This window comes from Streptomyces sp. NBC_01476 (assembly GCF_036227265.1).
Lineage (GTDB): Bacteria > Actinomycetota > Actinomycetes > Streptomycetales > Streptomycetaceae > Actinacidiphila.
Map to the genome: position 1 here is coordinate 8,110,044 of NZ_CP109446.1, position 19,371 is coordinate 8,129,414.

At 72.3% G+C, this 19,371-nt stretch carries 16 protein-coding genes; 7 read left to right on the top strand and 9 right to left on the bottom strand.

Annotated features, from left to right (window positions below):
- Nucleotides 1-100 precede the first annotated feature (100 nt).
- The 3 genes from OG552_RS35170 (at nucleotide 101) to OG552_RS35180 (ending at nucleotide 3,244) form a co-directional block, all read left to right on the top strand.
- On the top strand, nucleotides 101-1,585 hold the full coding sequence (locus OG552_RS35170; RefSeq protein ID WP_329140054.1) for a DHA2 family efflux MFS transporter permease subunit: 1,485 nt from the start codon (nucleotides 101-103) through the stop codon (nucleotides 1,583-1,585).
- Nucleotides 1,582-2,439, top strand: a complete 858-nt coding sequence (locus tag OG552_RS35175; RefSeq protein WP_329140056.1) for an SDR family NAD(P)-dependent oxidoreductase — start codon at nucleotides 1,582-1,584, stop codon at nucleotides 2,437-2,439. The genes OG552_RS35170 and OG552_RS35175 overlap by 4 nt, the downstream gene beginning before the upstream one ends.
- A 145-nt stretch (nucleotides 2,440-2,584) precedes the next feature.
- Nucleotides 2,585-3,244 carry a hypothetical protein gene (locus OG552_RS35180; RefSeq protein ID WP_329140058.1) on the top strand — a complete coding sequence of 220 codons (660 nt, stop codon included), beginning with the start codon at nucleotides 2,585-2,587 and terminating at the stop codon, nucleotides 3,242-3,244.
- A 57-nt stretch (nucleotides 3,245-3,301) separates the two neighbouring features.
- On the opposite strand, the gene OG552_RS35185 is transcribed toward OG552_RS35180, so the two are convergent.
- The 6 genes from OG552_RS35185 to OG552_RS35210 form a co-directional block, all read right to left on the bottom strand.
- The gene (locus OG552_RS35185) at nucleotides 3,302-3,526 is read right to left on the bottom strand and encodes an acyl-CoA carboxylase subunit epsilon (protein ID WP_329140060.1); all 225 of its coding nucleotides are present in this window, start codon (nucleotides 3,524-3,526) and stop codon (nucleotides 3,302-3,304) included.
- Between the two features lie 234 nt (nucleotides 3,527-3,760).
- Nucleotides 3,761-5,041 carry an MFS transporter gene (locus OG552_RS35190; RefSeq protein WP_329140062.1) on the bottom strand — a complete coding sequence of 427 codons (1,281 nt, stop codon included), beginning with the start codon at nucleotides 5,039-5,041 and terminating at the stop codon, nucleotides 3,761-3,763.
- A gap of 296 nt (nucleotides 5,042-5,337) precedes the next feature.
- Nucleotides 5,338-8,295: an alpha-L-rhamnosidase-related protein gene (locus OG552_RS35195; protein ID WP_329140064.1), complete on the bottom strand. Its 2,958-nt coding sequence runs from the start codon at nucleotides 8,293-8,295 to the stop codon at nucleotides 5,338-5,340.
- A 339-nt stretch (nucleotides 8,296-8,634) separates the two neighbouring features.
- Nucleotides 8,635-9,267, bottom strand: coding sequence for an MBL fold metallo-hydrolase (locus OG552_RS35200; RefSeq protein WP_329140066.1), 633 nt, complete (start codon nucleotides 9,265-9,267; stop codon nucleotides 8,635-8,637).
- Nucleotides 9,264-10,349, bottom strand: a complete 1,086-nt coding sequence (locus OG552_RS35205) for an S-(hydroxymethyl)mycothiol dehydrogenase (protein ID WP_329140068.1) — start codon at nucleotides 10,347-10,349, stop codon at nucleotides 9,264-9,266. Before OG552_RS35205 ends, OG552_RS35200 begins: the two co-directional genes overlap by 4 nt.
- A gap of 105 nt (nucleotides 10,350-10,454) precedes the next feature.
- Entirely contained in the window at nucleotides 10,455-11,195 is a 741-nt protein-coding gene (locus OG552_RS35210; protein ID WP_329140071.1) for an SDR family oxidoreductase, read from the bottom strand.
- A 133-nt stretch (nucleotides 11,196-11,328) separates the two neighbouring features.
- On the opposite strand from OG552_RS35210, the gene OG552_RS35215 reads away from it, so the two are divergent.
- Both OG552_RS35215 and OG552_RS35220 read left to right on the top strand, forming a co-directional pair.
- Nucleotides 11,329-11,847: an RrF2 family transcriptional regulator gene (locus OG552_RS35215; protein WP_329140073.1), complete on the top strand. Its 519-nt coding sequence runs from the start codon at nucleotides 11,329-11,331 to the stop codon at nucleotides 11,845-11,847.
- A gap of 410 nt (nucleotides 11,848-12,257) precedes the next feature.
- The gene (locus OG552_RS35220) at nucleotides 12,258-12,626 is read left to right on the top strand and encodes a DUF2267 domain-containing protein (RefSeq protein WP_329140075.1); all 369 of its coding nucleotides are present in this window, start codon (nucleotides 12,258-12,260) and stop codon (nucleotides 12,624-12,626) included.
- A gap of 17 nt (nucleotides 12,627-12,643) precedes the next feature.
- Here OG552_RS35220 and OG552_RS35225 read toward each other — a convergent pair whose 3' ends face one another.
- Nucleotides 12,644-13,684, bottom strand: coding sequence for a zinc-binding alcohol dehydrogenase family protein (locus OG552_RS35225; RefSeq protein WP_329140077.1), 1,041 nt, complete (start codon nucleotides 13,682-13,684; stop codon nucleotides 12,644-12,646).
- A gap of 164 nt (nucleotides 13,685-13,848) precedes the next feature.
- Here OG552_RS35225 and OG552_RS35230 point away from each other — a divergent pair, with 164 nt between their 5' ends.
- Nucleotides 13,849-14,514, top strand: a complete 666-nt coding sequence (locus OG552_RS35230; protein ID WP_329140078.1) for a PRC-barrel domain-containing protein — start codon at nucleotides 13,849-13,851, stop codon at nucleotides 14,512-14,514.
- Between the two features lie 219 nt (nucleotides 14,515-14,733).
- Here the strand turns inward: OG552_RS35230 and OG552_RS35235 are convergent, their stop codons facing one another.
- Together OG552_RS35235 and OG552_RS35240 are read right to left on the bottom strand one after the other, a co-directional pair.
- On the bottom strand, nucleotides 14,734-16,074 hold the full coding sequence (locus tag OG552_RS35235) for a PP2C family protein-serine/threonine phosphatase (protein WP_329140080.1): 1,341 nt from the start codon (nucleotides 16,072-16,074) through the stop codon (nucleotides 14,734-14,736).
- A 300-nt stretch (nucleotides 16,075-16,374) separates the two neighbouring features.
- Nucleotides 16,375-16,641, bottom strand: coding sequence for a hypothetical protein (locus OG552_RS35240; protein ID WP_329140082.1), 267 nt, complete (start codon nucleotides 16,639-16,641; stop codon nucleotides 16,375-16,377).
- A gap of 261 nt (nucleotides 16,642-16,902) precedes the next feature.
- Here OG552_RS35240 and OG552_RS35245 point away from each other — a divergent pair, with 261 nt between their 5' ends.
- Nucleotides 16,903-19,326 (top strand): ATP-binding SpoIIE family protein phosphatase, encoded by a 2,424-nt coding sequence (locus OG552_RS35245; RefSeq protein WP_329140084.1) that lies wholly within the window; start codon nucleotides 16,903-16,905, stop codon nucleotides 19,324-19,326.
- The last annotated feature ends 45 nt before the right edge of the window (nucleotides 19,327-19,371 follow it).

A 19,371-nucleotide genomic window follows, 5' to 3' on the forward strand; every position in this document is an offset into this window, starting at 1 on the left:
CGTCAGTGCAGTTTATTGACCACGCCGTTGCCATCAACCCGAGCGGTGCCCTAATCTGCACTGCCGAGTGCAACTTCCCCTGATGCCACTGGAGAGACTCATGGCGCATCCATCGGACGAAGGTCTGGATCCCGCGCTGCGGCGGCTGATCGGCGTGATCCTGTTAGGCGGGATCATGGGGATCCTCGACGGCTCGATGATCGCCGTCGCCGCGGACACCCTCGTCAAGGACTTCCACACCTCGCTCAGCGCGGTGAGCTGGGTGTCCACCAGCTATCTGCTCGCCCTGACCGTGAGCATCCCGGTCACCACCTGGGCCGTGGACAGGTTCGGCGGGCGCCGCCTGTGGCTGCTCGGCCTCGTGGTGTTCCTGGCCGGTTCCATCAGCGCCGGACTGGCGTGGAACATCGGCAGCCTGATCGCCTTCCGCGTACTGCAGGGTCTCGGCGCGGGGCTGCTCGACCCGCTGATGCTCACCCTGCTGGCCCGTTCGGCCGGCCCCGGCCGGATCGGCCGGGTCATGGGCCTGATGGGCGTGGTCGGCTCCAGCGGCCCGGTCTTCGGCCCGGTGATCGGCGGATTCATCCTGCAGGGCGTCGCCTGGCGCTGGATGTTCCTGGTCAACGTCCCGATCGGACTGCTCGCCCTGCTGCTCGCGCTGCGCGTGGTGCCGGACGACAAGCCGTCCGGCGAACACCCGGCCGGCAGACTCGACGTCGTGGGTCTCGCGCTGATCGGACCAGGCGTGGCGACCGCGGTACTGACGTTGTCCCAGTACGCGGAACGGGCCGAGTTCGTCACCTGGCAGGTGCTCGTCCCGCTGGCCGCGGCGGTGGTGCTGCTGGGCGGCTACGCCGTCCACGCGCTCCGCGAGCGCCGCACCGCGCCGCTGATCGACCTGCGGCTGTTCACCTCGCGCAGTTTCTCCGCGAGCGTCACGGTCGGCTCCCTCGTCGGTCTGGCGACCTTCGCGAGCCTCTTCGCCCTCCCGCTGTACTACCAGCAGGTCCGCGGCCACGACACGTTCGAGTCCGCACTGCTGCTCGCCCCGCTCGGCGTCGGCTCCGCACTGGCGATGCCGCTGACCGGCCGGCTCTCCGACCGGCTCGGCCCGCGGAACCTGGTGCTGGGCGGCGCCGTGATCGCCGGGCTGAGCGCCCTGGCCTTCACCCAGCTCGCCGCGGACACCTCCCAGATCTGGTCGGCGGTGCTGGCGTTCACCATCGGCGTCGGCCTCGGCAGCATCGGCGCACCCACCATCGGCTCGCTCTACCGGACACTTCCCCCGCACCTCGTACCGCAGGGCAGTACGGTGCTCTACATGCTCAACCAGCTCGGTGCCGCGATCGGCATCGCCCTGGTCGCGCTCCTGGTGCAGAGCGCCGGAAGCGGGGACGCCCTCGGCGGCTTCCAGGCCGCGTACTGGGGAGTGACCGGCGCTCTTGTCCTGGTCCTGTTCACCGCGACCCTGCTGCCGGGGCGGCCGGCGCCGCAGGAGACCACCGCAGAACCGCCGCAGGAGCGGGCCGAGTCCGGCTCGCAGAAGACTCCCGCACCCGTCGCTGCCCAGGGGGACGCCACGTGAAGACGATCGTGATCGCCGGCGGTACCGACGGCATCGGCAAGGCACTCGCCGCCACCCGCCTCAGCGGCGGCGACACCGTCGTCGTGATCGGCCGCAACGAGGTCAAAGGAAAGGCGTTCCTGGACCACGCCGAGGAGACCGGCGCCCGGGACCGGGCCTTCTTCGTCCGGGCGGACCTCAGCCTGGTCGCGGAGAACGAACGGGTCGTCACCACCGTGCGGGCACAGTTCCCGGTGGTGGACACCCTGGTGTTCTGCGCCCGGCACTACCGCAGCAAGCGCACCGAGACGGCCGAAGGGCTGGAGGAGAACTTCGCGCTGTTCTACCTCAGCCGCTACCTGCTCGGCCACGGTCTGGCCGACTCCCTGACGGCGTCCGGCGGGCCGGTGGTGGTGAACGTGGCCGGCCCCGGCGCGAGCCTGAGCGTGGTGCACTGGAACGACCTGGAACTGCGGCGCGGCTACCACGGCGGCGCCGCACTCGGACAGGGCGGAAAGCTCAACGACCTGCTCGGCGTCACCTTCGCCGAACGGTACGCGGACCGCGGGATCCGTTACGTCCTGATCCACCCGGGCGTCACGGCGACCAGCTTCTCCGGGGTGTACGACGAGGAGACGCTCCGGCACATCACGGCGATGCAGACCTACGCCAAGCCGGTGGAGTCGGCCCTTCCGCCGATCCTCACCGCCATCGACGCACCTCCCGCGCAGGCGCTGAGCGCCTTCGTGGAGGGCCGGCGGATCGGCGTTGAGGACCACGACTTCGACCGCGACGCCGCCCGCCGGCTGGAGGCCGTGACGGAGCGGATCCTGCTGGAGCGTGCGGGGCGCGACGATGCGCTGCCCGGGAATTGACGGTGCCTGAAACGGAATTGATGTTCTTTTCACAACCCTGAGTCAGGGTTTCTAGGCGCGGGTCACCGCTGGTCGGAGAATGTTCCGTACCACGCCGTGGCCTGCGCCTTTTTGGCGGAGTCACCCCGTCCCGAGGAGCCGAAGAATGTCACCTGCGTCCACCCTGCGGCCCGTCATCGAGAACCCTGACAGCGACGTCGTGCTGGTCGGGACGGTGCCGGTGGCCGGCCGCGAGCAGACGGCAGCAGCCGAGGCCGTCGTCGCCCACTGGAAGTCCGCCCCCTGGCCCGCGGAGCTGCTGTCGCTCACGGCCTACACGAGCAGCGACGGCGGTTCGGTACTGACCTACGCGCAGTGGTCCTCGTACGAGGCGCTGCGGAAGTCACTGGAGGAGCAGGGAAGCGTCTCCGACAACGCCGCCGCCGTGGCCGGCGCCCCGCCGGCCGTGCCCTTCCGGCTGTACCGCGCCGTGCGCGGGAGCGCGATAGCCGATCCGGCTCCCGTCGCCGAGTCCTTCCCGGTGGCCTTCTTCAGCGCGGAGAACCACGAGGCCGCCCGTGCGTGGGTCGACGGCCTCCTGGCCGGCGAGGAGGAGTCCGAGGGGGACGCGCGTGACTACCCCGGCGGGATATCCGCCAACATGCACATCAGCGTCGACGGCACGAGCATCCTCAGCTTCTCGGAATGGGTGACGGAGGCGAACGCCATCGCCCACATCGAGGCGGTCTGGGAGCCGGTGCTGAAGGAACTCGGCGGCACCGGGCTGCTGTACCGGCACTTCCGCAGCCTGTTCCCGACCGGCTGAGCACAGGTCCGGCCGGCCCCCGACGCTTCGGCCGGGGGCCGGCCGGACCCGTTCGGATCAGCCGCCGACGCGGTCGTACGCGCGCCAGACCCGCGGAGCGTCGAAGAGGTACACCCGCTCGGGCCGCCGCCATCTGGCCGTCGGTACCGGCTCGGCCGCGGCCGGCGGGTCGGCCTCGGCGGCCGTACGGGAGAGCAGGACGGCGATCAGCGCCGCGAGTTCCTCCGGAGAGGCGGCGCCGCGCTCCACGCGGAGCTGGTGGGAATCGTTCGACTCGGTCATCACAGTGTCCTTGTGGTCGGGGGCGGTCGGGGGCGGTCGGGGGCGGTCGGGGGCAGTCGGGGGTGGTCGGGGTCGCTCGGGAGTGGCTGCGGTCGGTCGCGGGTGCTCGGGAGTGGCCGTGGGTGGTCGGGGTCGCTCGGGAGTGGCTGCGGACGGTCGGGGGTGGTCGGGAGCGGTCGTGGGTGATCGGTGGAGGCCGGCTCGCCGGAGCCGTCGGGCCCCGCGGGCCCGCGGTCACAGCAGAGCGGGCTCCTCGCCGGGCGTGCCGGGTTCGGCCGTCGGCTGCCGTCCGTCCGTCCGGTGACCTCCCCGGTCGCGCCGCTCGTAGGCGAGCGCGCACGCCCCGGCGGCCAGCGAGCCCAGACCGCCCAGGACGAGGCCGGAGCGGGCGCCTTGATGCTGCGCCAGCCAGCCGACGGCCAGCGCGCCCAGCGGCGTGGAGCCCTGGAGGATCAGGGTGTAGAGCGCCATCACACGGCCGCGGTAGCGCGGATCGCTGCCGAGCTGGATCCGGTGGTTCGCTGCCTGGGCGAAGTGGATCGCCGTGAAGCCCACGAAGAAGAGCAGCACCATCGCGGCAGCGAACGAGGGTGCCAGCCCCGCCAGGCTTTCCAGCCCCCCGAAGGCCAGCGCGGAGCCGATCACCAAGGAGCCCGGGGGCCGCCGGCGGCGGCCGGTGGTGGCCAGCGCCGCGACGAGGGAACCGGCCGCGAAGGTGCTGGACAGCAGGCCGAAGGAAGCCGCGTCCGCGTGGAAGACCGTTTTGGCCAGCAGCGGCAGGGTCAGCTGGAAGTTCATCCCGAACAGCCCGACCACGGCCACCAGGGCCAGGGGCAGCACCAGATCCCGGCGGCCCAGAACGTACCGCAGGCCGTCCCGTACGCGGGGGCGGGAGACCGGGCGCGGGCCTCGCCTCAGCTCGGCGGGCCGGATCATCCGCAGGGTCGACACCGTCGCCAGGTAGCTGAGGGCGTTGAGCAGCATCACCCAGCCGGTGCCCACCGCGCTGAGGAGCAGCCCGGCCAGCGCCGGGCCGACGACCCGGGCGGTGCTGAAGTACGCGGCGCTGAGCGCCGACGCGTTCGGCAGCAGATCGGCGCCGACCATCTCGCTCACGAACGCCAGCCGCGTCGGGACCTCGACCGCGTTGACGACGCCCAGGCCGAGCGCGAGACCGTAGACGTGCCACAGCCGGACCTCGTGCGCGAACACCAGCAGGGAGAGCGCCAGGGCCAGTACACCGGCGACCAGATTGGCCACGGTGAGCAGCAGGCGTTTGTCGTGGCGGTCGGCGAGCCGGCCGCCGTGCAGGGTCAGCAGCAGCACCGGGGTGAACTGGAAGGCGGTCACGGCGCCCAGCGCGGGCCCCGAGTTGCCGGTCAGGCCGAGGACCAGCCAGTCCTGGACCACGACCATCATCCAGGTGCCCGCGGCGGAGACGACCTGACCGGTGGCGAAGAGCCGGAAGTTCCGTACCGACAGGGAGCCGAACGCGTGGGTGAGCAGCTTCGTCATGGGCCGACGATCACACTCCGCGCCCGTCGCGGGGCGAAGGCGCGGGTACTGGGCACAGTGGGCTCCCCCCTTCAGGACAACGGGCCGGGTCTCCTGCCTCAAGGGTTCTATGCGGTCCGATCACCGCTCAAGACACGTCGTTTCAGGACTCGGTCAGATTCGGCAAGACCTCTGCGGCCGTGTCCAGCAACCGCCAATCGGATGTCAGACCGCCGTCAGGAGAACAGCGGGGGAGCGGCGGGCAGCACACTGATCAGCCCCCAGTTCACTGCCGTCGACGGTGACCAGCGCCGGCGTCAGGACGTCGTGTAGCAGGACTTCGCGATGCCCGGGATCGGGTCGGCGCCGAAGGCGGCGTTCGTGCAGGGAGCACTGCCGGTGAAGGTCGCGTAGAGGTAGTCGCCGTCGGCGCCGTATGCCACGGTGCGGCGGCCGTTCAGCGAACAGGTGCCGTTCTCCGTGGAGCAGGTGGCCGGGAAGCCGGCCGGGGCGCCGCTCCACGCGTAGCAGGACTTGGCGACGCCGTAGATCGGATCGACACCCATCGTGTCGGTGCCGCAGACCGTCGATCCGTTCGAACGGCCCAGCCAGAAGGCCCCGTTGGCGCCGAACGCGACCGGCTGCGAGCGGGTGACGCCACAGGGGGAGTGCTCGGCGGCGCAGGCGGTCCAGTTGCCGGCCGGTGCTCCGGACGGCGCCACGTAACAGCTCTTCGCCACGTTGAAGACGGGGTCCGTGCCGAAGGCGTCGTTGCCGCAGGCGACGCTGCCGGTGACGACCTGGAACCGGAAGGCCCCGCCCGCGCCGTAGGCGACTTCCCGGGTGCCGCTGACGGCGCAGGTGCCGTGCTCGGCCGCGCAGGAGGTGTAGCCCGACGGCCCGCCGGCGGGAGCCAGATAACAGGATTTGAGGACGCCGTACGCCGGGTCGGAGCCGCCGAAGGACGCGCTGGAGCAGGCGGTGGCGCCGCTGACCGTGCGGTAGGCATAGCCGCCGGCGCCGTAGGCCAGCACCTGCGTACCGCTCGGCGTGCAGGTGCCGCCCTCGGTCGCACAGAGGGTGTAGCCGGCCGGGAGACCGGAGCCCGTGACGGACGTCGCGAAGGGGGCGGGCGCCGCGAGACCGGTCGCGGCGATCGTGTAGCTGCCGGCCGCGACGCCGGTGAGGTACACATAACTCCCGTCGGTGGAGCCGCCGGTGAGGCCCGCGCCGGCGTGGAAGGCCCCGCCGCTCCACACGGTGGCCCCGTTCACGGAGACGCTGACGCCGGCCGAGCCGTACGTCGGTACGCCGATCCGCCCGGTGGTCCCGGCCGGGCCGGTCAGGTGTCCGGCGAGGGTGCCCGCGGCCGCGTCGTCGTCCCAACTGCCCGCCACGCTGCCCTGCGGCATCGCGATCGTGCCCTCGACGTGAGTGAGATCGCCGGGGTGCGGCACGAAGTCGTACTGATCGGTGGCGGTCGGCGACAGACCCAGGAGGTAGAAGGTCAGGGCGGACGTCGGACCGGTGCCCCAGCCGTGCGCGAGGCTCATGTACGTGCCGCCGTAGTCGAAGGATCCGTCGGAGCGGAAGCCCTCCCAGAACGTACTGCCGGTGCCGGACGGGCTGTTGAGCATGTAGCCCCACTCGCGCCGGATCAGCGTCAGCGCGTTGAGGTCGTCGTCGGCGACGAAGTGGGCCTGCACCTCCATCGAGCCGGGGAAGGTACCGATCGCGCCGCCGTCCTTCTCGGGACTGGCGGCACCGAAGGCGTTCCACCGTGCGGCGAGCCCGTGGGCGATCGCGGTGTTCTTGGCGGCGGTGTCGGTCAGTCCGTACCAGACGGCCAGTGAGTTGCCGTCCTGCGGGTAGAGGGTGCTGCCGGGGTTGTCACGGTAGAGACCGACGGCGCTGTTCCACAGCCGCTGGTTCACCGCCGACTTGAGGGTGGCCGCCCGCTGCTGCCAGCCGGCCGCGTCGGCGGTGTCGCCCTCGGCGCGGGCGAGCGTCGCACCGCCGGTGAGGGCCGCGTAGAGCAGCGCGTTGGCCTCGATGTTCTCACCGCCCTGGCCGCCGCGGGCCCAGTCCTGGGTTCCGGTGACGTTCAGCAGGCCGTTGCCGTCGATCTTCGCGGTGATGAAGCCCATGCCGAGCTTGTAGCGGCTCCAGACGGAGTCCAGCCACGCCTTGTCGGCGGAGTAGGTGTAGTAGGTGGCGGTCCCGATGAGGGACCAGGTGTGATAAGTGTCGGAGCCGTAGAAGTTGACCGCGGGGCCGCCGTACTCCAGCTCACCGGTCGCGGAATTCTGGTGCTGGTAGAGGCTGTTGAGGGCGTTCTTGGCCGAGACGACGTCGTTCGTCGACGCGTACGCGGTGGGCAGCGATATGCCCAGGTCGCCCGGCCACACCGCGCGGTCGCGCTTGGCGCCGTCGCTGAGGATGCCGGCTCCCGAGCCGATCACCGCGTTGTTCTCCCAGCCGGCGGCGGGCGGCGGGTACATGCGGCCGGTGGCGGGGTCGATGGTGTCCATCTGCACGGTGTAGGCACCGGCGTACCAGATCTTGTTGAGCAGCGCGTCGTTCGAGTAGAAGTAGTTGGTGTACGCACGCGGGTCGCTCATCCCGGCGGCCCCGGTGAACGCCAGCGAGACGCCGTCGAGGTCGACCCAGCCGGACGAGTTCATGAAGACCGTCAGGTAGCGGAATCCGCCGCGGAGTTTGTCGGCCGGCATCGTGGAGGTGCCGGCGCCGTTCACGGTGGTGTACAGGGCGCCGTCGGTGCCCGAGCCGGAGTACACCGTGCCGCTGCTCAGATCGCTGACCGGGCCGGTGTACAGCGACGACTCGCTGAAGGCGAGGCCCACTTGCTGGCTGCCGCTCGACCCGGCGAACCTCAGCGTCACCAGGCCGCCGACCTCCTTGCCGAAGTCCAGCACGAGGAAGGAGTTGGCGCCGGAGATGCGGGTCGAGGCACCGGAGAGCACATTCTGCGGTGAGCCGACCGTGCCGGAGGTGCCCTGGACCGCGACGGGGGCGAGTGTCCGGCCGGCGGGAGCGTAGATGTACGCGTCCCCGGCGGAGCGGCCGGCGGTGGCGGCCGGTGCGAGTGGCGCGGCCGGCGCGGTGGCGGTGCGGGCGCCCGGGGAGCCGGCAGCGGTGGTGGCAGTCGTGGCGGTGGCGGTGGCGGTGCTCGGCGCGAAGCCGGCCGTGATCCAGGCGGCGGCGACGAGGAAGACGATCCAGGCACGGTGTCGGGGCAGGTGGGGGGTTTCCACGGCGCTGGCCCTCCGAATCGGCGAGAGCGGATCTCTCGTGGGGGGAGAGGAAACGAGAGGGTGAATCGATTCATTCGTCAGCAGCGTGGGAAATATAGGAGCGGGGCAGTGGGGCGTCAAGAGATGGGACGGGACCGGAGTCGTCGGGGGCGGCCCGCCGCCCAACTCGCTCTCGGCCCCGCCCATGAACGCGACGGCCGTGTGGAGGTGGTGTCACCGTTGCCTGGCGGCCCCAGATGCTGCGCAATCGGTTGAAACGTTCCTGCCGCGGTCCGGGCGGTCCCGCCCGCCGCCGCCCGCCGCCGTGGGGCGCCGGGCGGGGCGCCGGTGCGGGGGCGGTCAGTGACCGCGGTCGATCCACTCCTGGAGGTGCGGCCGCTCCGCGCCGATCGTGGTCGAGTCGCCGTGTCCGGTGTGGACGACTGTGTCGGCCGGCAGGGTGAGCAGGCGGTCGCGGACCGAGTCGATGATCGTCGGGAAGTCCGAGAACGAGCGGCCGGTCGCCCCGGGGCCGCCCTGGAAGAGGGTGTCCCCGGTGAAGACCGTACCGAGCGCCGCGGAGTACAGGCAGACCGCGCCGGGCGCGTGACCCGGGGTGTGCAGCACCGCCAGTTCCGTACCCGCGACCGTGATGGTCTGCCCGTCGACCAACTCGGCGTCCGGTGAGCGGTCGGGGTGGGTCTGCCGCCACAGGGGCAGGTCGTCCGGGTGGAGCAGGATGGGCGCTCCGGTGCGTGCGGCCAGGTCAGGGGCCGCGTCGATGTGGTCGTTGTGGGCGTGGGTGCAGATCACACCCAGCAGGGTGCGGTCGCCCAGGGCCTCGGCGATCGCGTCGGCGTCGTGCGCCGCGTCGATCACCACCGCCTCGGAGTCGTCGCCCACGATCCACACGTTGTTGTCGACGTCCCACGTCCCGCCGTCCAGCGAGAACGTGCCGGAGGTGACCACACGTTCGATCCGCGGCGCGCTCACAGGACGACCACCGATCGCAGCACCTCGCCGTCGTGCATCCGCCGGAACGCCTCCTCGATGCCGTCCAGTTCGATGGTCTCGCTGACGAACGCCGCCAGATCCAGCCGGCCCTGCAGATAGAGGTCGATCAGCACGGGGAAGTCGCGGCTGGGCAGACAGTCCCCGTACCAGGAGGACTTGAGCGCCCCGCCGCGTCCGAAGACGTCCAGCAGCGGCAGCTTCAGCTCCATCTCGGGCGTGGGAACGCCGACCAGGACCACCGTCCCGGCCAGGTCCCTTGCGTAGAAGGCCTGTTCGTAGGTCTCCGGGCGGCCGACCGCCTCGATGACGACATCGGCGCCGAAGCCGCCGGTCAGCTCGCGGATCGCCTCGACCGGGTCGGTCCCGCTCGAGTCGACGGTGTGGGTGGCGCCCATGCGCCGCGCCACCTCCAGCTTCCTCGCGTCGATGTCGACGGCGATGATCCGGTTCGCGCCCGCCAGCCGGGCCCCGGCGATGGCGGCGTCGCCGACACCGCCGCAGCCGATCACGGCCACCGAATCGCCGCGGGTGACGTTGCCGGTGTTGATCGCCGCGCCGATGCCCGCCATCACACCGCAGCCGAGCAGCCCGGCGACCGCCGGGGCCGCGGCCGGGTCGACCTTGGTGCACTGCCCCGCCGCGACCAGCGTCTTCTCGGCGAAGGCGCCGATCCCCAGCGCCGGGGAGAGTTCGGTCCCGTCGAGGAGGGTCATCCGCTGCGCTGCGTTGTGGGTGTTGAAGCAGTACCACGGCCGGCCGCGCAGGCAGGCCCGGCACTGGCCGCACACGGCACGCCAGTTGAGGATGACGAAGTCACCGGGCGCGACGGTGGTCACGTCCGCACCCACCGACTCCACGATTCCGGCGGCCTCGTGGCCCAGCAGGAAGGGGAACTCGTCATTGATCCCGCCCTGTCTGTAGTGCAGGTCGGTGTGACAGACCCCGCATGCCTGGATCTTCACCACCGCCTCTCCCGGACCCGGGTCCGGGACCACGATGGTCTCCACGCGCACCGGCTCGTTCTTGCCCGGTGCGATGACGCCGCGTACTTCCTGGCTCATGTGCCGCCCATCTCTCTCGTACGATGCGTCCCATCATCCCTGGTGCCCCGGCGCGGACCGCGCCGCCGCCCCCGGGTGGCGGCACGCGAGGCGGGGACCGTAGCGTCAGCGGGCCGTGCGGATCCAGTCCCGGTAGTGGGTGGGTGCCAGGTGGGCGTCCGGTCCTGGGACGAGTACGTCGCCGGGGACGACCGCGAACATGCCGGCCCGGTCGTCGGTCACGACGGTCCGGGTGTCCTGCTGCGCGGCCAGGGTGATCTTGCCGAGTTCGTCGAGGGAGAAGACGTCCGGTCCCGCGATGTTCCGGATTCCCCGCAGCGGAGCACCGGTGGCGGCCTCGACGACCGCGTCGGCCACATCCGCGGCGGCGATCGGCTGCAGCGGGGTGGCGGGCAGCCGGACGGTGGACGCGTCGGAGGTCCAGGACAGGACCGCGTCCATGAACTCGAAGAACTGGGTGGCGCGGACGATCGAGTACGGCGTCGGCCCCTGCTGGAGCAGCTCCTCCTGCAGCGCCTTGGCCCGGTAGTAGTCCAGCTGGGGGACCCGGTCCACGCCGACGATCGAGAGGATCACCTGGTGCTCGACACCGGCGCGCTCTCCCGCGGTGAGCAGGTTGTTCATGGTCGCGCGGAAGAAGTCCAGGGACGCGGCGTCGAAGGTCGGCGAGTTCGCCAGGTTGATCACGGTGGAGGCGCCTTCCAGCGCCTGGTCCAGGCCCTTCCCGGTGATCAGGTCGACGCCGGTGGACAGTGCCGCCGGGGTGGCCTCGTGCCCGGCCGCGTTCAGCTTCCGCACCACCTGCGAGCCGATCAGACCGGTACCGCCGATGACGGTGAACTTCATGGCTGTCACCTTTCGCGGCGTGCCACCGAGCACGCCGGGGATCGTGGAGGACGCGTCCTCAACTCGGATACTTCTTGTCCGAGATGATAGTCGGATACTCTTTGTCCGAGTCAATGGCCGGAGGGGTGAGCGCGTGAAATTGTCAGGCGGGGTCGAGTGGGCGCTGCACTGCTGCGTCGTGCTGACCACGGCGACGGACCCGGTGCCCGCGGCGCGGCTCGCGGAGCTGCATGACGTCTCCGGGAGCTACCTGGCCAAACAGCTGCAGGCGCTCTCCCGGGCCGGCCTGGTGACCTCGGTCCAGGGCAAGGCGGGCGGATATGCCCTGACCAGAGCCCCCGGACTGATCACGGTCCTTGACGTCGTGGTGGCGGTCGACGGCCCCCAGCCGGCCTTCACGTGCACCGAGATCCGTCAGCGCGGCCCGCTGGCGACACCAGCGGAGGCCTGCACGCGGCCCTGTGCGATCACCCGCGCGATGGCCGCCGCGGACGCCGCCTGGCGGGCGGCCCTGCGGGAGATATCCATCGCGGATCTCGCCCGGGGCGTCGAGGAGGACTACGGCCCCACCGCGCTCGCGGGCATCGGCAGCTGGCTGACCGGACCGGACCAGGGCGAGGCCACGGCCCCGCACGTTGATCACGTCACCTGAAGGACCCCGCTGAAGCATCCGGGCCGGTCGGCCGGATCACGCCGCACGACGGGGGATACGCCGCGGGCCTGGCGCTGTGCGCTGAGCGCTGGGCCCCAAGCCGGGCTCGACGGCATCGCGGCGCGGGCGGGGCCGCGGTGCTCACCCGGCGACCGGAGAGGCGCGTCCGTTCCGGCCGCGACCGCTCCCGATGGTGCCCCTCACGATCGGGTGCGACCATGGTCGGAGTCGGGCCGTGGCGATGTGCCGGCGGCCGGCAGGCCCTGCGAGCGCCGCCCGGAGAGCGACTTCCCCTCCGGCGCGGCAGTCCCCGCCCGGGCAGCCGCGCGGCGCGTGGCGCGCCGGCGAGGAGGGCAGGGCGAAGGGGCGGGCGGGCTCCCGCGTTTCTCCTACCGAGAAGAGGACGACCGATGGACTTCCCGGAATTCGTTCAGGACGTGGCCACACGTGCGCAGCTGTCACGCGAGGAAGCCGCCGACCTCAGCCGGGCCTGCGCCGAGCTGCTGGGGCACCTGCTCAGTTCCGGGGAGGCGCGGGACCTCGCTCTCGAACTCCCCGACGAACTGGGCCAGTACGTTCGCCTGGGCGCCGAGCGCCACGAGCGGTTCGACTTCCAGGAGGCGGTGAGCCGGATCCAGCAGCGGGTCGGACTCTCCGAGCCGGAGAGCGACCAGGGGCTCCGGGCGGTCCTGGCGACACTCCGTGAGGCGGTCAGCGAACGCGAGTTCACCAACGCGATGTCGCAGATCGGCCATGAGTTCCTGCAGGTCATCCGCTAGTCCGCGCCACCACGCGCTCAGCCCGCGGCCCCGTCGGGGATGAGCACGGCGGCGCCGTTGACGCGGTCCGCGGCGAGGTCCGCCAGGGCCCGGTCCGCCTGGCTCATCGGGTACGGGGTGACGGTCGCGCGGATGCCGATCCGGTCCGCGGTGGCCAGGAAGTCCCTGCCGTCCTGGCGGGTGTTGGAGGTGACGCTGCGCAGATCCCGTTCCTGGAAGAGGTGTTCCTGGTAATTCAGGACCGGGATGTCGGTGAGGTGGATGCCGGCGATGGCGAGGGCGCCGCCACGGTCGAGGGCGGCAAGCGCCACCGGTACGAGGTCGCCGACCGGGGCGAAGAGGATCGCCGAGTCGAGCGGCTCAGGCGGCTTGTCATAGGCGTCCCGCGCCGACGACGCGCCCAGTCGCAGGGCGAGTTCGCGGGCCGCCGCGGCCCGGGTCAGCACGTGGACGGTGGCCCCTTCGGCCAGCGCGACCTGCGCGGCCAGGTGGGCCGAGGCGCCGAATCCGTAGATGCCGAGCCGCCCGCCGGGGGGCAGTGCGCTGCGCCGCAGCGCGCGGAAACCGATGATCCCCGCGCACAGCAGGGGCGCCAGCTGCGCTGCCTCGGCGTCTTCGGGGAGGGCGTAGGCGTACTCCTCGGGCAGCAGCGTGATGTCGGCGAAGCCGCCGTCGGCGTCCCAGCCGGTGTAGCGGGAGCTCGGGCAGAGATTCTCCCGGCCGAGACGGCAGTAGCGGCAGACCCCGCAGGTACTGCGCAGCCATGCGCCGCCGACGCGTGCGCCCAGGGCGAACCGTGTGGCCTCCGCGCCGGCCGCGACCACCCGGCCGACGATCTCGTGCCCGGGGATGGTGGACGGGCGGTGCGGGGGCAGATCGCCCTCCGCCAGGTGCAGGTCCGTCCGGCAGACCCCGCACGCCTCGACCCGTACCACCAGGTCCTTCGGCCCGGGCGCCGGTACCGGCCGGCTCACCCGGGCCAGTGGCCCCGAGGCGATCGGCCCCGCCTTCGCGACGGCCCAACCGGTCAGCTCTCCCTCACCCGCGCCGAATGCCATACCTCCAGCCTGCGACCGATCCACCGGTGGGGCAATCCGCCGTCCGGCTCCGAGAGGCGCCGCCGCGGCGGTTCGCGGAGGGACCGCCTGATCCGAACCGCCGTACGGCTCGGGACAGCCCCTATGCTGGCGGATACGTCCGCGGCGGAGAACGAGGTCGACCCATGACAGGCGCGACAGCACCGTTCACGATCGGTACCGAGGTCTCCTGCACGGACGGCGACTGCGGGAGTCTCATCCGGGTCGTCGTCGATCCGGTCGCCCGTGCGCTCACCCATCTCGTGGTCGGACCCCGGCACCGGTGGACGGCGGGACACCTCGTCCCCGTCGCCCTGGTGGACCCCGCGGCCCCGCCGATCCGGCTGAACTGCACCACCGCGGAGTTCGCCGCGCTGCCCAGCGCCGAGGAGGAGCACTTCCTGCCGGGCTTCGACAACGAGTGGGGTTACGAGACCGGCGACATCCTGGCCTGGCCCTACTACGGCGCCGGCCTGGGTACGGGCATCGGCGGCACCGTCGCCATGGAGCCGCTGCCGACCGATCCGGGGCCGAGCGCGATCATGCGCGACCGGGTGCCCGTCGGCGAGGTGGAGATCGTCCGCGGTGAGCCCGTGCACGCCACCGACGGCGCGATCGGCCGGGTGCAGGGCCTGGTCGTCGACAGCGCCGACCACCATGTCACCCATGTGCTCCTCGACGAAGGTCACCTGTGGGGCCGGCGGCGCGTCGCCATCCCGATCGGCGCGGTGGCGGGGGTCGCGGGCGAGGTCCGGCTCAGCCTCACCAAGGACGAGGTCCGCGACCTGCCGCCGGTCGATCTCGCCGGATGACTCCGCGCCGGTCAGCGCGGCGCACTGCCGGCGGCACCGCGTGGCTGTCCGAGGCTCCCTGACGCTACGTCCGGGCCTGCCACCGGGCGGACGGCGTCCAGCCGGCGCACACACCGACGGTGCCGCACGGCCGCCGGACCCGCGACGGCCGGCCCGAGGACGAGCCGGCCGGCCGGCCCGGCGGCCGTCACCGCGCCGGTGAGCAGCAGCGGGCCCGCGCTACTCGGCGGTCGCGGTGTACGAGGTGGAGACGGCCGGCGGGATACGTACCGCGATCATCGCGATGTCGTCCGTGTTCGCTTCCTCCAGGCCGGACATGAGCTCGTCGCAGAACACCTCCAACGGCTCCCTGGCCAGCGCCGCCGCGTGCTGGCGCAGCCGGGTCATACCGTCGTCGATCCCTTCGGTGCGGCGCTCGATCAGGCCGTCGGTGTACAGCAACACGGTCGAGTCCGGCGGCAGTTGCTCGCTGGCCTCGGAGCGGATCGTCTCCGGTGCCACACCGAGCAGAAGACTGCGGCCGCCGTTGAGGAAGCGGGTGTCGCCCTCGCGGGTGACCAGCAGCGGGGGCACGTGCCCGGCCGCCGCGTACTCCAGCAGCCAGGGCTCGTCGGTCTCCGGCTTGGTGAGCAGCGCGTACAGGCAGGTCAGGGTCTGCGCCGGATAGAGAATCGCGTTCGCCGCGTCCAGCCGGGCCAGGATCTTGCCCGGGGGTTCCTTGCGGTCGCAGGCGATGCCGCGCAGCATGTTGCGCATCTGGCTCATCGCCACCGCGGCCCTGAGGTCATGGCCGGTGATGTCGCCGATGATCAAGGTGAGAGCGCCGTCGGGAAGCTGGAAGGCGTCGTACCAGTCGCCGCCGACCTCGGCGCGCATCCGCGCGGGCGCGTAGCGGGCGGCGATGCCGAGCGGGTCGTTGTGCGGGAGGTCGGGCAGCAGCGCGCGCTGGAGCCGTTCCGCGGTGTGCGAGACCTGGGCGTGCAGCTGCGCGTTGTCGATGGTCATCGCGATGCGGTGGCCCAGGTCCTCCAGCAGCGGCAGCCGGTCGTTCTCGTCGGTGCCGCCCGGCTCGGTGCGCACCAGGGTCAGCACGCCGAGCACCCGGCGGCGCGCCCGCAGCGGGATCAGGACCGCGCTGTGCGCGCCGAGCTGCTGGAAGGTCTGCAGTTCGATCCGGTCCAGGGCGTCGGTGGCCTGCTCGGGCGGCGGGAACGCGGCCAGCAGCAGCGGGCCGGCGCCGCGCAGTGCCCGCGCCAGCGGGGCCTGCGAGGCGTTGTCCACGGCCGGCATCGGCGCCTCAAGGAACGCGTGCGGCAGGGCGCGGGACTCGCGGTGCTCCAGCACCACCCGGTGGAGCCTGCCCTCCTCCTCGACCAGGTCGATCGCGCACCAGTCGGCGAGGGCGGGCACCAGCACCCGGGAGAGCCGGCGCAGGCCGGGCTCCAGTTCCAGCGTGCTGGACAGGGCTTCGGAGGCGTTGGCCACCAGCGTCAGCCGGTCCAGGGCGTCCTGAAGGGCCCGGTCCACGTCGAAGGATTCATCCCCGTGCTGTGCGGTCACTTGGCCTCCTCTCCCAGGATCGGTGGTGCGCGCGGCCCCGGCAACGCGACCCGGTCGAGGCGAGCCTGCCCTGAGCGGACCCGGCAATGCGCCGGGCCGGCGAGACGAACGGCACAGGGGTGCGTCCCACTGGGTCTGGGGCCGCGGCGGGAGGCGGCGGTACTTGCCCCTGGTGCGGGCGGGCGGGCAGGCAGGCTCGCATCGCCCTGCCGGAGCTGCGTGTGGTCGCGGCCGGCCGGCGTCGGCGCGTCGTCGCCGCCGTCCCCGGCAGGGGCGGCCGCCGCGGCCGGTGACGTCAGGTCAGAAGTCCCGTTCGGCGAGCGGCAGTCCACCGGTTTCGTCCGGCCAGTAGATCTGGACCCTGACCAGCCGGCACTCCAGCCACTGGCCGGCCGACTTCGGCCACCCGGGCGGCGGTGTGCCCTCCTCCTTGAGCCGGGTCAGCAGCGCACGCATCTCCACCGCGTGCGTCATGGGGTCCCCAGCGGGGGCGGGGCCCTCGTACCACTCGTAGATGACACCGCCGCCTGCCAGGCCACAGGTGACTCGGGTCGCGTATTGGGGCATGGCCGCGCCTCCTCAGCCGGCCCGCCACCGGGCGCCCGCCGTCGCGACGGCCGGCTTCGCCGCGGTCTCCCGGCCGCCGCGCAGCGCCGTGCTGTCCCGGGAGAACCACTACTGCCAGGGTACGGTGACCGGAACGTTTCCGCAGGTGGGGACGGCCCTGTCGGCGGCGCCCCGGCGGTCCCGAATAGCGGTCGGGCGCGCGAGGCCGGACGATAGAACATACGTACCGGGTGCGACTGCCTCACCGTCCAGGAGCCGTCCATGGATTCGACTGCCGACGATGTGCGGGCCCGGGGCCACCCTCTGGACGACATCGCGGTCGCCACGGTTGACGGCGAGGGCACGGTGGTCGGCTGGTCGGCCGGCGCCGCCGCCCTGCTCGGGCGGACCGCGGGCGACGTCTGCGGGCGCCCGCTGGAGGAGCTCGTCGCCGAGGTCACCAGCCCGGACGGGGGCGGCTGCGGCGAACGGCCGTCCGAGGGCCGCGCCAGGCTCAGGCACCGGTCGGGAGCCACCGTTGATGTCGTCTTCCGGTGGTCGGTGCTGGACGGCGCCGGTACGCACCTGGTCCTCGCCGCTCCACTGAGCGCCGCCACCGACTGGGAGCAGGGACTGGCGCTGCTGCACCTCCTGATCGCGCAGGACAGGATGGGTGTGGCCATTCTCGACACGGATCTGCGGGTGATCCGGACCAACATCACCCCCGAGATGCTGGACGGGAACCGTGTCTCGGCGGGGGACAGGTTCAGCGGGATCCTGTCGCCGGAGGACGCCGAATCCATCGAGATACCGCTGCGAAGGGTGCTCGAGAGCGGGGTTCCGCTGATCCGCAGCCGGATCGAGGTCCGGCGGGTCACCTCGGTCAGCGGCCGGTGGGTGATGTCCCTGTCCGGCTTCCGGATGCAGGACCGCCGCGGTGATCCCACCGGGGTGGCCGTCACCGTCACCGACCACAGCGCCCAGCACCAGATCCGCCGCAATCTCGCCCTGCTGCACGACTCCGCGGTGCGGATCGGCTCCTCCCTCGACGTCGTCCGCACCGCGCAGGAACTCGCCGACGTCCTGGTGCCGGGCCTCGGGGATCTGGCGACGGTGGACCTGTCCGAGAGCGTGCTGGCGGGTGACGAACCCCCGCGGATCCGCGGCGGCGGCACGCAGCGGCTGACCCGCACCGCCACCGCCCCGGGGGCCGGGGAGTGGCCGGCCGCACTGCTCGGCGCGGGCGAGAAGTACCCGGCGCTGCCGGACAGCCGGGCGCTGCGGAGGCTCCAGGAGGGGCACGCCGTCACGATGGACCGGGCGACGGTGTCGCAGGCGCTCGGCGGCAGCCCGCTGGACAGCACGTTCATCCCCGACGGGGCGCATTCGGTGGTCACCGCGCCGCTGCTCGGCCGTGGTTTCGTGCTCGGCACCGTGTCGGTCTGGCGCATCGGCCAGCCCGACCCGTTCGACGAGACCGAGCGTGTGCTGCTCACCGAGATCGCCTCGCGGGCGGCCCTCGGTGTCGACAACGCCCGCCGCTACACCCGCGAGCACCACGCGGCGGCTGCCCTGCAGAACCGGCTCCTCCCGCGCGCCGAGACCGACGTCCCGGCGGTCGAAGCGGCCGGCATCTACCTGCCGGCGGGCGGCCAGGCCGGGATCAGCGGCGACTGGTTCGACGTCATCGCCCTGCCGTCGCTGCGGGTCGCCCTGGTGATCGGCGACGTCATCGGCCACGGGCTGGCCGCCACCGCCACCATGGGCCGGCTCCGTACCGCCATCCAGACGTTCGCCGACCTCGAACTGGATCCCACCGAGGTCCTCACACACGTCGAGGACCTCGTCCAGCGGCTGGCGGCCGAGGCACCCAGCGGGCAGCAGGACAGCGTCGGTGCGACGTGCCTCTACGCCGTCTACGACCCGGTCACCGGCCGGTGCACCCTGGCCAGCGCCGGACAGCCGCAGCCCGTGGTCGTCGGCCCGGACGGCGCCGCGACCTTCGTCGAGATCACCCCCGGTCCGCCGCTCGGCGTCGGCGGCGTGCCGTACGAGTCGGTCAGTGTGGATCTGCCGCCCGGCAGTGTGCTGGGCCTCTACACCGACGGCGTCTTCGGACTCGAGGGCTTCTTCGACGCCGAACGGGGCATGGAACGCCTGCGCAACGGCCTGGGGGTGCACACCCGGCCCGACCGTTCGATGGCCGACATCGGGCGCGATCTCGTCGCCGACGTCGCCGACCGGCCGCCGCACGACGATGTCGCGCTGCTGCTGGCCCGCACCCGGCTCATTGCGCCGGACCACATCGCGAGCTGGGAGTTCCCGGCCGCCCCGGCCTCGGTCGGCGAGGCGAGGGAGGCCGCCATGGAGCAACTGTCCGCCTGGGGCCTTGACGACCTCTCGCTGACCACCGAACTCGTCGTCAGCGAACTGGTGACCAACGCGATCCGGTACGCCGGCGGGCCGGTGGGGCTGCGGCTGCTCCGCGAGAACGTCCTGATCTGCGAGGTCGCCGACCCCAGCAACACCCAGCCCCGCCTGGTGCGGGCCGGCGCCGCCGACGAGGGCGGCCGTGGCCTGCTCATCGTCGCCCGCTGCACCAGCCGCTGGGGCAGCCGCTACGGGCGGCACGGCAAGACCATCTGGACCGAACAGCCCCTCGACGGCCTGCCCGAGGTGAGCGTCCCCCTCTTCGACGTCGCTTAGCCCGCAGCCCCGGTGCGCCCGGCACCGGCACGGGGCGTGGCGCCG

Bases quoted from the DNA above. Each gene is read 5' to 3' on its own strand.
- OG552_RS35170 (WP_329140054.1), top strand. From the start codon at position 101: ATGGCGCATCCATCGGACGAAGGTCTGGATCCCGCGCTGCGGCGGCTG.
- OG552_RS35180 (WP_329140058.1), top strand. From the start codon at position 2,585: ATGTCACCTGCGTCCACCCTGCGGCCCGTCATCGAGAACCCTGACAGC.
- OG552_RS35185 (WP_329140060.1), bottom strand. From the start codon at position 3,526: ATGACCGAGTCGAACGATTCCCACCAGCTCCGCGTGGAGCGCGGCGCC.
- OG552_RS35190 (WP_329140062.1), bottom strand. From the start codon at position 5,041: ATGACGAAGCTGCTCACCCACGCGTTCGGCTCCCTGTCGGTACGGAAC.
- OG552_RS35205 (WP_329140068.1), bottom strand. From the start codon at position 10,349: ATGAGCCAGGAAGTACGCGGCGTCATCGCACCGGGCAAGAACGAGCCG.
- OG552_RS35210 (WP_329140071.1), bottom strand. From the start codon at position 11,195: ATGAAGTTCACCGTCATCGGCGGTACCGGTCTGATCGGCTCGCAGGTG.
- OG552_RS35220 (WP_329140075.1), top strand. From the start codon at position 12,258: ATGGACTTCCCGGAATTCGTTCAGGACGTGGCCACACGTGCGCAGCTG.
- OG552_RS35225 (WP_329140077.1), bottom strand. From the start codon at position 13,684: ATGGCATTCGGCGCGGGTGAGGGAGAGCTGACCGGTTGGGCCGTCGCG.
- OG552_RS35230 (WP_329140078.1), top strand. From the start codon at position 13,849: ATGACAGGCGCGACAGCACCGTTCACGATCGGTACCGAGGTCTCCTGC.
- OG552_RS35240 (WP_329140082.1), bottom strand. From the start codon at position 16,641: ATGCCCCAATACGCGACCCGAGTCACCTGTGGCCTGGCAGGCGGCGGT.
- OG552_RS35245 (WP_329140084.1), top strand. From the start codon at position 16,903: ATGGATTCGACTGCCGACGATGTGCGGGCCCGGGGCCACCCTCTGGAC.